This window comes from Yoonia sp. 2307UL14-13, assembly GCF_037572755.1.
Classification (GTDB): Bacteria; Pseudomonadota; Alphaproteobacteria; order Rhodobacterales; family Rhodobacteraceae; genus Yoonia.
Genome location: NZ_JBBIFZ010000001.1, coordinates 704,787 through 717,033, shown reverse-complemented (window position 1 = coordinate 717,033; position 12,247 = coordinate 704,787). Strand labels below are relative to the sequence as shown.

Sequence of the window (12,247 nt, the reverse complement as noted above, 5' to 3'; positions counted from 1 at the left end):
GGTCGCCTCCTCGGCTCAAAGTAAGGGGGCAAGCCAAGAACAACCGTACCAGACAAAGCGCTACCCTGTCCGCTGGACCGTGTGAACCGACAGTTCCACGCACCCGCCCCGAACGTCCTTTGGGTGAGCGATTTTACCTACGTCGCGACCACTGCCCGGCAGTTGATTGCAAGGCAATCAATGAGAGGGGGGCAGGGGTTTGTCTACGTCGCCTTCGTCATCGCTGTCTTTGCACGCAGGATCGTGGGTTGGCGTGTCAGTCGCACGGCCACCGCCGGATTTGTCCTGGAGGCTTTGGAACAAGCCATTCATCAACGTAGGCCTGCACAGGATCAGCTGGTGCATCATTCCGATCGCGGATCGCAATATTTGTCGATTAAGTACACAGAACGATTGGCAGAGGCGAAGATCGCACCATCAGTCGGCAGCATCGGGGATTCCTATGACAATGTCCCGGCCGAGACGATCAACGGATTGTTCAAGGCCGAGGTCATCTATCGTCGTGGCCCATGGCGCAGCTTCGAGGCCGTTGAATACGCCACCCTGGAATGGGTCGACTGGTTCAACAATCGCCGCCTGCTGGAACCAATCGGGAATATCCCACCGACCGAAGCACAGGCGAACTTCTACGTCGCTCTGGAAAGAGCAGACATGGCCGCGTAACCAAGACAACTCAGCCTCCGACAAACCCGGCGCGGTTCAGTTCGAGGATTGAGTCCATCCATGAATCCTCCTCGCCCGTTTCGATGACGCGCCCAGTACGTCGGTTTGACTGAGGCTGGTAGCAGTCGGAAAGAACGCTTGCTTATTCTGGTGCGCTGGCAAGCTGTCGGCCCGAGGATGATAAATACGTTTCATTTCATAGTGCCAAGACCGGGGTCGCTAAGCCAATTAGGCACATGACGATGTGATCCAACTCGGGCGCGTTTTGCCTGAACCGATGTAATGACCGAAGGAGCCACCCTGCCCCCTGTCCATCGCCGACTCAGCAAGTCGGACCATTACCCTTCAGTCGTGCTTCGCAGCCGTGGACAAAACACTTCATCATTCCGCAACTCGCGCTACAGCGGGGTCGGGATGTATGCGGTTGCATACCTAGGACGGCGCTTAGAGGGATTTTCGTGCAAGCTAACGTGCCGTAAAAACTAGCTGAATTCGTTTTTGTAAATTAATTTGCCGATTTTCGACAAATCCCTTCTCATAAATTTACAATATTTGCTAAAAAAGTCATCGATATGCTCAACTTCTCATCAGAGTGTGTAATTTTGCTGCAGGTGCATGATGGCCCGCATTGGTTGAAGGCTATCAAAGATGGCAGATAAGGGAATTGATCGATGACCCAAGACATACTGACCCGTACCGACGGACTGCGATCCGCAAAGCCCAAGCCGCATGTCGGTACGGATGACTATGCGAAAATGTACGAAACCTCGGTAGCCGACCCGGAAGCGTTTTGGGCGGAGCACGGCAAGCGGATCGACTGGATCAAGCGATTCAATCGCGTCAAAAACACGTCATTCACCCCCGGCAACATTGATATTCGATGGTTCGAAGATGGCACGCTTAACGTGTCGGCGAACTGCATCGACCGGCATCTGAGCACCCGCGGTGACCAGACTGCCATCATCTGGGAGCCGGACGATCCGTCCAGGGATGCTGCCCTCCATATCAGCTATCGTGATCTCTACCGATCCGTCGGCAAAATGTCCAACGTGCTGAAGTCACTGGGCATCGAGAAAGGCGACCGTGTCGTCATATACCTGCCGATGATCCCTGAAGCTGCCTATGCCATGTTGGCCTGTGCCCGGATCGGTGCCATTCACTCCATCGTTTTTGCCGGCTTCTCACCCGAAGCTCTGGGCGCACGGATCACTGGCTGTGATGCGAAACTTGTTATTACAGCGGACCATGCGCCACGGGGCGGACGCCAGACGGCGCTGAAATCCAACACCGACAAGGCCCTGCTGCACTGCAATGACGACGTGCAGTGCCTTGTGGTCAAACGTACCGGCACGCAGACGACCTGGACCGACCGCGATCACGATTGCAATCAAATGATGCAGGAAGCACCCGAGGATTGCCCGCCTGTCGAAATGAACGCGGAGGACCCGCTTTTCATCCTCTACACATCTGGATCCACCGGGCAACCGAAGGGCGTCGTGCACAGCAGCGGCGGCTATCTGGTCTATGCATCGATGACCCATGAGATTGTGTTCGATTATCACGATGGTGATGTCTTCTGGTGCACAGCCGATGTCGGTTGGGTCACGGGCCACAGCTACATTGTCTATGGCCCGCTTGCCAACGGGGCCACCACGATCATGTTTGAGGGCGTCCCGACTTATCCCGATGCCGGTCGGTTCTGGGAGGTCTGCGCCAAGCACAAGGTCAATCAGTTCTACACCGCACCGACTGCGATCCGTGCCCTGATGGGCGCCGGAAATGAGTGGGTGGAAAAGCACGATCTGTCCGATCTGCGGGTTCTGGGGTCGGTCGGCGAGCCGATCAACCCCGAGGCGTGGAACTGGTACAATGAGGTCGTCGGCAAAGGCAGATGCCCGATCGTCGACACGTTCTGGCAGACCGAAACAGGTGGTCACATGCTGACACCTTTCCCCGGTGCCACGACCCTGAAACCGGGTGCCGCGCAACAGCCGTTCTTTGGGGTCCAGCCGGTCGTTCTGGAACCTACCAGCGGTGAGGTCATCCACGGTAACGGGGTAGAAGGTGTTCTTTGCATTGCGGACAGCTGGCCCGGACAGATGCGTACTGTCTGGGGCGACCACGCGCGCTTCGAGAAAACCTATTTCACTGATTACAAAGGGTACTACTTCTCCGGCGATGGCTGCCGACGCGACGAGGATGGCGATTATTGGATCACCGGACGTGTCGATGACGTGATCAACGTCTCGGGTCATCGCATGGGTACGGCTGAGGTGGAAAGTGCGCTGGTTGCGCATCCCAAGGTCGCTGAAAGCGCTGTGGTGGGATATCCCCATGACGTGAAGGGACAGGGCATCTACGCCTATGTGACGCTGATGAACGGTGAAACCCCGTCCGAAGACTTGCGCAAAGAGCTGGAAACCTGGGTGCGCACGGAAATCGGCCCGATCGCCAGGCCCGATCTGATCCAGTGGGCGCCCGGCTTGCCGAAAACCCGATCCGGCAAAATCATGCGTCGCATCCTGCGCAAGATCGCAGAGGACGATTATGGCGCACTGGGCGATATCTCGACCCTGGCCGATCCATCGGTTGTCGACGACCTTATCGAAAATAGAATGAACAGGGGGTGATCCATGCGTGATTTCAACGATGTACCCGTTCTTATTCTGTTGGGACCTCCGGGCGCCGGCAAAGGGACGCAAGCCAAAATTCTGGAAGACCAGTTTGGTTTGATCCAGCTCTCTACCGGAGACCTTTTGCGCGCGGCAGTTGCGGCAGGCACCAAGGCCGGTCAGCAAGCCAAAGAGGTCATGGCGGCGGGCGGTCTTGTCGGTGACGAGATTGTCCTGCGCATCCTTCGCGAACGCCTCGGCGATCCGGATTGTGCGGCGGGAGTCATTCTGGACGGGTTCCGGCGCACAATCCCGCAAGCGACGGCCTTGTCCCAGCTTCTTGGCTCTCTGGGCACGCGGGTCCATGCCGCGATCAGTCTGGAAGTCGAAGATGACGCAATGGTTGCGCGGATTTCCGGCCGCTACACATGCGACACTTGCGGCGAAGGTTACCACGAGACCTTCAAACGCCCGGCGATCGACGGAACTTGCGATAAATGCGACGGGCAACGCTTTTGCAGACGGGCGGATGACAAACCCGATACCGTGCGCCGTCGGCTGGTGGCGTACCACTCTGAAACAGCACCGCTTATCGAGTTTTATGAAGGTCAGAAGTGTATTCGGACCGTTGACGCCATGGGCGACATCGATGCGATCACAGACGGTTTGCGCCAGATCGTTCGACCAATCGTAACGAAAGTTCGTGGCATCGAGCCTGCAACCACAACTTTGAGATCATCGCAAATGGAGGAAGCACAATGAGCGCTAATGAAGACAGTAATGCATATTGGTCCGCAAATGTGCGGCTCATCCTGATCAGCCTTGTTATCTGGGCGCTGGTTTCATTCGGGTTCGGGATCATCCTACGCCCGTTGCTATCGGGCATCGCCGTCGGCGGCACCGATCTTGGTTTCTGGTTCGCCCAGCAAGGCTCGATTCTTGTCTTCCTCGCGCTGATCTTTTTCTACGCTTGGCGGATGAACAAACTCGATAAACAATTCGGCGTGGACGAGGAATAGGCACATGGATCAGTTTACTCTCAACCTTCTGTTTGTCGGTGCGAGCTTTGCGCTTTACATCGGGATCGCAATTTGGGCCCGCGCCGGATCCACGTCGGAATTCTATGCTGCAGGACGCGGCGTTCACCCCGTCACCAACGGGATGGCGACCGCAGCGGACTGGATGTCCGCGGCCTCGTTCATCTCGATGGCGGGGCTGATCGCCTTTACGGGATATGACAATTCATCCTTCCTGATGGGTTGGACAGGCGGTTATGTCTTGCTGGCGTTGCTGCTGGCGCCGTATCTGCGCAAGTTCGGCAAGTTCACGGTCTCCGAGTTCATCGGTGACCGGTTCTATTCGAAAACAGCACGCATGGTCGCGGTCGTCTGCCTTTTGGTCGCGTCGATCACCTATGTGATCGGTCAGATGCAGGGCGTGGGCATTGCCTTTGGACGGTTCCTCGAGATCGACGCCTTCTGGGGGCTGCTGATCGGGGCATGTGTCGTCTTTGCCTATGCGGTATTCGGCGGCATGAAGGGTGTGACCTATACACAGGTTGCGCAATACTGTGTCCTAATTACTGCCTACACGATCCCCGCGGTCTTCATCTCATTGCAACTGACGGGCAACCCAATCCCGGCACTTGGCCTTTTTGGCAATACCGAAAGTGGTGAGCCGCTTTTGGCAAAGCTCAACCAGATCGTGACCGATCTTGGTTTCGCGGAATATACGGCTGCACACGGGTCCACTATCAACATGGTACTCTTCACCCTGTCGCTGATGATTGGCACCGCTGGTCTGCCACATGTCATAATGCGCTTTTTCACTGTACCAAAAGTGTCTGATGCCCGCTGGTCCGCTGGTTGGACGCTGGTCTTCATCGCGCTTCTCTATCTTACGGCTCCTGCCGTCGGTGCTATGGCGCGGCTGAACATCTCGGAGTTGATGTGGCCCAACGGTACGGATGCCGCGGCGGTTAGCGTCGAGCAGATCGAAACTGACCCGGAATACGCCTGGATGGCCACTTGGCAAAAGACCGGCCTTCTCGGCTGGGAAGACAAGAACGGCGATGGCCAGATCCAGTACTACAACGATGCCAACGCCGATCTGCAGGCCAAGGCAGAAGCCAACGGCTGGGAAGGCAATGAGTTGACCAACTTCAATCGTGACATTCTGGTACTGGCCAATCCGGAGATCGCCAACCTGCCGGGCTGGGTGATCGGTCTGGTCGCGGCTGGGGGACTTGCGGCCGCCCTTTCAACAGCGGCTGGTCTACTTCTGGCCATTTCTTCGGCAGTTTCACACGACCTGCTGAAGGGTCAGCTGACACCCAACATGTCAGAGAAGTCAGAGCTGTTGGCCGCCCGTATTTCAATGGCGGCTGCCATTGTGGTGGCGGTGCTTCTGGGCCTCAACCCACCCGGGTTCGCGGCCCAAACGGTGGCGCTGGCCTTTGGTCTTGCGGCGGCGTCGATCTTTCCTGCATTGATGATGGGTATCTTCTCGACGCGCATCAACAATGTCGGCGCGGTTGCTGGTATGCTGGCGGGTCTCGTCGTGACCTTACTGTATATCTTCCTGCACAAGGGCTGGTTCTTCATCCCGGACACCAATACGTTCACAGATGACAATCCGCTTCTCGGGCCGGTCAAGTCCACTTCATTCGGCGCAATCGGCGCAATGGTGAACTTCGTCATCGCCTATGTGGTGTCGGGTATGACCAAAGAGACCCCGCAGGAGATCAAGGACCTGGTGCAGAGCGTACGTATTCCACGTGGTGCGGGAACCGCAGTCGAAGGTCACTGACATCGTCGGGGCCGCCGACCTTGTCGGTGGCAACCACCCCACCCCGCGCCATCGCCCTGTCCGCAGCATTGTGGTCAGGGCATACCCCTAGAAGGTGACTTCTATGCCCCTTCCCGCAGAACAAATGCGTTTTCTTGCCTCGGTACATCCGTATGACAGCCTGCCGGACGCGGCGCTTTTGTCCTTGGCCAACGTCTGCACGCTGAAGAGGGCTGCGGCAGGCGATACGCTCTTCGCTGTCGGCGACGAGGTGCGCCACCTCTACATCATCGTTGCCGGAGAAATTGAAATCACCGACGAGACGGATGTTCAGCTATCGATACTTGGCCCCCGAAATTCCTTTGGTGAACGCGCGCTTCTGCGCCACGACCCCGCAAGCCGCATCGCAACGGTGACCGCAGATGCGATGATGATTCTCGTGCCCGCACCGGTTCTGTTCGATCTGATCGACGGCCATGCCCAGGTTGCTAAGTTCTTTGATCGACGCCGCCCGGCTCGACCCGATGACAAAAACTCCGCCACGATGCCGGTTCGGCAAATTATGACCCGCAAGCCGGTGACCTGCACGCCGCAAACGCCTATCCGCGAGGCGGCAGCCCTGATGGATCAACACCGTATCTCATCGGTCTGCATCGGCGAAACAGGGAGGTTCTGCGGCATCGTGACCTTGCGCGACATGACGGGTCGGGTGATCGTCGGCGGCGCTGACCCAAGCGCTCCGGTTTCTTCGATCATGACAAAAGACCCGCTGATGCTAGGGCCAAAAGCCCTGGTTATGGACGTTCTGCACCTGATGGTGGAACGCGGCATCGGACATGTGCCCATCGTTGAGGGCACAAAACTCTTGGGTATCGTGACGCAGACCGATCTGACGCGCGCGCAAGAGATGTCGTCAGCTGATCTGGTGCGCCGTGTGGCAAACGCAACCGACGCCGCTGGGATGGCGCGCGTGACAGCCCAGATACCACAGCTTTTGGTACAGCTGATCGAGACCGGCAACCGTCACGAGGTCGTCACCCGATTGATAACCGACATCGCCGACACTGCGACGCGCCGCCTGTTGGCACTGGCCGAAGCGAAGTTTGGACCGCCGCCAGCCCCCTATCTTTGGCTGGCTTGTGGTTCGCAGGGACGGCAGGAACAGGCTGGCGTTTCCGATCAGGACAACTGCCTGATCCTCTCGGATGACGTGACCGACGCGCAGATGCCTTATTTCGCGGACCTTGCCAAATTCGTGAGCGACGGGCTTCATACTTGCGGCTACTTTTACTGTCCAGGCGATATGATGGCGACGAACCCGCGCTGGTGCCAGCCGCGTCATGTCTGGCGCAGCTATTTCGAAGGATGGATCGCCAAGCCCAGTCCCGAAGCGCAGATGCTGGCTTCGGTGATGTTCGATCTGCGGTCTATCGGCGGCGACGAAACCCTCTGGGGCCGTCTGCAGAAAGACACGCTGAAGGTGGCGTCGAAGAACTCCATCTTCACCGCGCATATGATTGCCAATTCGCTCAAACACCAGCCTCCCTTGGGTTTGTTGCGCGGGCTCGCCACGGTCCGCTCTGGTGAGCACCGCAACCGGCTCGATCTGAAACATAAAGGGGTGGTGCCGGTCGTGGATCTCGGGCGCATTTACGCGCTGCAAGGTCAGCTACGACCGACCAATACCCACGCACGGCTGGAAGCGGCGATCAAGGCACGTGTTCTGTCGCCCTCGGGCGGGGCCGATCTAATCGAGGCCTACGACCTGATCGCGACCACGCGCCTCGAAGATCAGGCGCGCCAGATCAAGGCTGGCCAAAAACCCGACAATCACCTTGATCCCTCTGCGCTCTCGGATTTCGAGAGAAGCCATTTGCGCGACGCCTTCGTCGTCGTCAAAACAATGCAATCTGCTGCCGGATCGGGAAAAGCTGCGTTAGGATAAGCCCATGTTCGTCGAACTTATCGCCACCGTCTTTGCCGGGGTCGCTTGCGCTGGCATTGCCATGTTGCTGAACATCGCGACAGGGCGACGCCTTCCGAAATGGATCATGCCCGTGGCAGCTGGTTTGGGTATGATCGGAATGACGATTTCAAACGAATACACTTGGTTCGATCGCACCGCAGCGCGTATTCCAGAAGGCGTGGAAATCGCCATGACCGTCGATGAACAAAGCTGGCTGCGCCCCTGGACCAAGGCCTGGCCCTATACCAAACGCTTTGTCGCTGTCGATACGGCAACCGCGCGCAAGAATACCAACCTGCCCGACCAGCGGCTCGCCGATCTGTACTTTTTCGGCCGGTGGTCACCGGTCAATCAGGCGCCAATGTTATTTGATTGTGCGGGCGGTCGTTCAGCCTTGCTGATCGACGGGGCTGATTTTGCGGATGATGGGAGTGTGGCGGATGCGGATTGGCAGGCCATGCCTGACAGTGATCCGATCCTGAAACTGGTTTGCGAGATCTGAGATGTTCACCCACCTCAGCCTGCGCTTTCGCATTTTTCTCTTCTTCTGCTTTTTGGCAGTTGCAGGGGCGGGACTGGCGGCAGCGGCGATGGTCTTTGGCTGGTCGCGCGCCGAAAGTGACGTTTCTGCCGCCCCGTTTTTGACGGCGTTCGTTTTTTTTGTCTTCCTGAACACAGGCCTTGTGGTCGCGATATGGCTCTTGTTCGACGAACATGTCGCCAAACCGATTAAGAAGCTGTCTGCCGGGCTACGATTGCAAGCCCATTCCGGGGGCGAAGCGACGGTAAGCCCTGACACAGCACGATATCTGGGTGACCTTGGTCCTGCCGCCACTGCATTGACACAGACGATGAGCGCATCGGTGCTGGACCGCGCCGCTCAGGTCGCGCAAGAGACACAACGACTGCGGGTAGAAAGCGAGCGTCTGACGGCGCTTCTGACAGAAATCCCTATCGCCACGATCCTGCTGAACCCAGCGCACGAAATCGTGCTTTATGACGGCCAGGCAGCAAATGTGTTGTCGCAAATCGCACCACCGCGGCTGAAGGCGCCACTGACCGACTATTTTGACATCAAAGCCCTCGCTGCGGCGCTGGACCAGTTGTCCGAAACCAGAACCGAGGTCCCGTTCAAGCTCTATGACAACACGCGGCGGGTTGAATTCGATGCACGACTGAAGGCGCTGGGTGGTGGTGGCCATATGGTCCTGATGGATGTGGAGGCCGGTCAAAACGACAAGATCAAACCACGCCCGCTGGTCTTCGACTTCGCCCTGATAAATGCCGCTGAGGCGAAAGATATCGCTACCTCGCCCATTCGTAATCTTTGCTATGTGCCCTTCGACACCGAGACGACTGGGCTTTCGGTAGAGCACGACGCCATCGTGCAGCTGGGCGCGGTGCGTGTGCTGAACGGACGGATCGTCGACGGCGAGGTGCTGAACGCTTACGTAAACCCAGGTCGCCCGATCCCGCCATCTTCTACGAGAATCCACAATGTGACCGACGCGGATGTGGCTGATGCCCCAGATATCGGAGAGGTCGGGCGCCGCTTTCATCACTTCGCGCGCGATGCCGTTCTCGTGGCGCACAACGCGCCCTTCGACATCGGATTGCTGCGGGCGTCCGAAAAACAGATGGGGGTCGAATGGACCCACCCAGTTCTCGACACAGTTCTCCTGTCGGCAGTTGTTTTCGGTGTAAGCGAGCAACATTCATTGGATGCCTTGTGCGACCGGCTTTCGATCAATATCCCCCCGGATCAGCGCCACACGGCCCTTGGTGACGCGAGGGCGACCGCCGAAGTGCTGGTAAAGCTGTTGCCGCTGCTGGAGGCCAAAGGTCACAGGACGTTGGGCCAACTGATACAGAAGACGCGAAAGCACGGTCGTTTGCTGCGCGATCTCAATGGTTAGATGCTCATGAGGTGTGGAATAAGCATTCGACTAAAAAAAACGGATCGTGCGTGTGCAAAAACAGCTAAACCTGTAAAATTTGGTTCGGCATTACAATACGAAATCGCAAGCCCGCCCATTCGGCCAAAAAGTCAGTGATCGTAGTACGCTTGGTAGCTTTCGGAACTGTCGCCATATCCGTATCGCTTCATCCCCCGCCCATGGATTTGCCCAAGAACAAGGCCCGATACGCGAACGTTGACCTGCTCGAGTGATCGCAGCCCGTCCAAGACTTGTCGATGTGATGTACTGTCCCATTTCACGGTGTAGATGATGGCGTCGACAGCGCGGGCAATGATACGCGCATCCGTAACCGCCAATACCGGCGGCGTGTCGATGATCACGTAATCATAACGATCGCGCAATTTGCCAAGGAATTGCACGAAGCGGTCTGACGAAAAGATATCGGCGGCGTTGCTTGTCGATTTCTCACCCATGAGCACATCAATACCGAACTCCGGCATATGTGTGACCGCGTCATCCAAGGATACATCTTCTAACAACACCTTCAAAAAGCTGGGTTTTTCCTCGATCTGGAAATAGTCGGAAAAGACACGACGTCTGATATCCCCTTCCAGCAAGAGAATTTTCTTGCCGAGCCCGGCCAGGTTTTGCGCCAATGCGATCGATTGGGTCGTCTTCCCCTCCCCCGGTATCGACGATGTGGACATGATAACCTTGGGCGGATTGTCGAGATTTGACAAAAGCAGCGATGTTCGCAGGTTGCGGATCGCCTCGGCCGCGGCCGAGTTCGGTTTGTCTTGCAGATATTTCAACACCTTTTTGCGCCGACGCGAGGCGATGGCGGGCACTTGACCCAGAACCGGATAGCCGGTCTTTTGCTCCAGTTCGGCCGCAAGACGGAATGTATTTTGCGTATATTCCCGCCAAAGAACCATCGCCGCACCGGCCATCACCCCGAGAATCGTCGAAAGGATCAAAACAATCGGTTTGCGTGGGGCCGATGGACGCTGTGGAATGACGGCATACGACAGAATTCTGCTTTCCGCCTGTTGGATGCCTTGTTGGACGGATGTTTCTTTTAGCCGTGCCAGGAAATACTCATATATCAACCGGCTGGCCTCTGCCTCGCGTTGATATTGCTGCAGCTCGACAAGTTCGGATGCCTGGGTGTCGATATTGCGCGTCAGTTGTTGAATAGATGTGGTGATCGCGACAAGCTGGTCCTGCGCGCGGGTGTTTTGCTGTCTCGTTTGGTCGATCAGTTGATCATAGCGAAGGAGGAACAATGCATCGTTGTTTCCGCCCTGCCCTAGTAGCCGACTGAGCGCAGGATCGCGCGCAGTTTCCGTCATGGCAGTCAGATCGTTGGTCGATCGCGCCGCTTCAAGGTCCGCAATACGTAAAGATGTCTCTGCGATTTCTGCCCGCAGATCATTCTGGCGCGTACGTAAATCCTTGAGTTGGCGGTTCAGCGCCATCAGACCCTCTGGACTGATCAGATCGGTGCTACGCGAAAATTCTTCCAACGCCGTCTCTGCAGTCTCGAGTTCGACTTGCAGGACACTGACACGTTCGCTAAGCCACTCTGTCGCCTCTTCGGTCTTTTCGAATTTGATGATGATCTGATCTTGGATATACAGTTCTGCCAACCTGTCCGTGATCTGTGCCGATTTGACGGGATTTTCAGTTCGGGCCGTGATTACGAACACGTAGCTTTGCCGCAGATTTGTGATCGACAGAACGTCGAGCACCTCGTCGATCACGCCATCTTGAATAGACTCGGGCGTGTCGGGCACGGTCTCGGTTTGCGTTCCGGCGAGGGATCGGACCATGTCGGCAATCGTCGTAAGCGACAAAAGCGGTTCCGGACGAAGCGTTCGGTTGAATTCCGGATCAGCGATCAGATTCATGTCCAGCACCAATTTTTCGATCAGCCGGCGGGATTTCAGCACCTCGACTTCGGTATTGATGCTGACTTGGTCGCTGGGCAGTCCTGATATCACGTCTGTGATGTCCACGATCTGTGCCTGCCGGTTCTCGAGCGCGACGGCAGTGCTCGCAGAGTAGATCGGCACTGCCAGCACAAAGGCGTAGTAACCACCGATCAGTATCGCGACGAGCGTTGCGAAAACTATTTTGAATTTGCCACGCCAGAGCGTTCGCAACAACTCCGCAAGATCAATCTCATCATCACGCGCATCGTTTATGTTGCTGACTTTGTTGAAAAATGTGCCAGTATTGTTATTCATTGACCTGCCCGAACACCGTTGGCTGGGAATACCCTTCCCATATGACACGGA

At 56.8% G+C, this 12,247-nt stretch carries 8 protein-coding genes and 1 pseudogene; 8 read left to right on the top strand and 1 reads right to left on the bottom strand.

The features are described from left to right. Positions 1–27 precede the first annotated feature (27 nt). The 8 genes and pseudogenes from V8J85_RS03685 to V8J85_RS03650 form a co-directional block, all read left to right on the top strand. Positions 28–663 (top strand): annotated as a pseudogene (locus V8J85_RS03685) (IS3 family transposase); the annotation flags it as partial. 671 nt (positions 664–1,334) lie between these two features. Further along, a complete protein-coding gene (gene acs / locus V8J85_RS03680) occupies positions 1,335–3,293 on the top strand; it encodes an acetate--CoA ligase (RefSeq protein WP_339952327.1) in 1,959 nt (652 codons plus the stop codon). A gap of 3 nt (positions 3,294–3,296) precedes the next feature. Continuing rightward, on the top strand, positions 3,297–4,037 hold the full coding sequence (locus V8J85_RS03675) for an adenylate kinase (RefSeq protein ID WP_339952326.1): 741 nt from the start codon (positions 3,297–3,299) through the stop codon (positions 4,035–4,037). Next, positions 4,034–4,294, top strand: a complete 261-nt coding sequence (locus V8J85_RS03670; RefSeq protein ID WP_339952325.1) for a DUF4212 domain-containing protein — start codon at positions 4,034–4,036, stop codon at positions 4,292–4,294. Before V8J85_RS03675 ends, V8J85_RS03670 begins: the two co-directional genes overlap by 4 nt. A gap of 4 nt (positions 4,295–4,298) precedes the next feature. Then, the gene (locus tag V8J85_RS03665; RefSeq protein ID WP_339952324.1) at positions 4,299–6,083 is read left to right on the top strand and encodes a sodium:solute symporter family protein; all 1,785 of its coding nucleotides are present in this window, start codon (positions 4,299–4,301) and stop codon (positions 6,081–6,083) included. A 103-nt stretch (positions 6,084–6,186) separates the two neighbouring features. Next, entirely contained in the window at positions 6,187–8,007 is a 1,821-nt protein-coding gene (locus V8J85_RS03660; protein ID WP_339952322.1) for a DUF294 nucleotidyltransferase-like domain-containing protein, read from the top strand. A gap of 4 nt (positions 8,008–8,011) precedes the next feature. Next, on the top strand, positions 8,012–8,530 hold the full coding sequence (locus tag V8J85_RS03655) for a hypothetical protein (protein WP_339952320.1): 519 nt from the start codon (positions 8,012–8,014) through the stop codon (positions 8,528–8,530). Between the two features lies 1 nt (position 8,531). Continuing rightward, positions 8,532–9,944 carry a 3'-5' exonuclease gene (locus tag V8J85_RS03650; RefSeq protein WP_339952318.1) on the top strand — a complete coding sequence of 471 codons (1,413 nt, stop codon included), beginning with the start codon at positions 8,532–8,534 and terminating at the stop codon, positions 9,942–9,944. Between the two features lie 131 nt (positions 9,945–10,075). On the opposite strand, the gene V8J85_RS03645 is transcribed toward V8J85_RS03650, so the two are convergent. After that, entirely contained in the window at positions 10,076–12,196 is a 2,121-nt protein-coding gene (locus tag V8J85_RS03645) for a GumC family protein (protein WP_339952316.1), read from the bottom strand. Positions 12,197–12,247 lie beyond the last annotated feature (51 nt).

What these genes read in the sequence shown, in the direction of transcription:
- acs (WP_339952327.1), top strand. Translation starts at nt 1,335, where the DNA reads ATGACCCAAGACATACTGACCCGTACCGACGGACTGCGATCCGCAAAG.
- V8J85_RS03675 (WP_339952326.1), top strand. Translation starts at nt 3,297, where the DNA reads ATGCGTGATTTCAACGATGTACCCGTTCTTATTCTGTTGGGACCTCCG.
- V8J85_RS03670 (WP_339952325.1), top strand. Translation starts at nt 4,034, where the DNA reads ATGAGCGCTAATGAAGACAGTAATGCATATTGGTCCGCAAATGTGCGG.
- V8J85_RS03665 (WP_339952324.1), top strand. Translation starts at nt 4,299, where the DNA reads ATGGATCAGTTTACTCTCAACCTTCTGTTTGTCGGTGCGAGCTTTGCG.
- V8J85_RS03660 (WP_339952322.1), top strand. Translation starts at nt 6,187, where the DNA reads ATGCCCCTTCCCGCAGAACAAATGCGTTTTCTTGCCTCGGTACATCCG.
- V8J85_RS03655 (WP_339952320.1), top strand. Translation starts at nt 8,012, where the DNA reads ATGTTCGTCGAACTTATCGCCACCGTCTTTGCCGGGGTCGCTTGCGCT.
- V8J85_RS03650 (WP_339952318.1), top strand. Translation starts at nt 8,532, where the DNA reads ATGTTCACCCACCTCAGCCTGCGCTTTCGCATTTTTCTCTTCTTCTGC.
- V8J85_RS03645 (WP_339952316.1), bottom strand. Translation starts at nt 12,196, where the DNA reads ATGAATAACAATACTGGCACATTTTTCAACAAAGTCAGCAACATAAAC.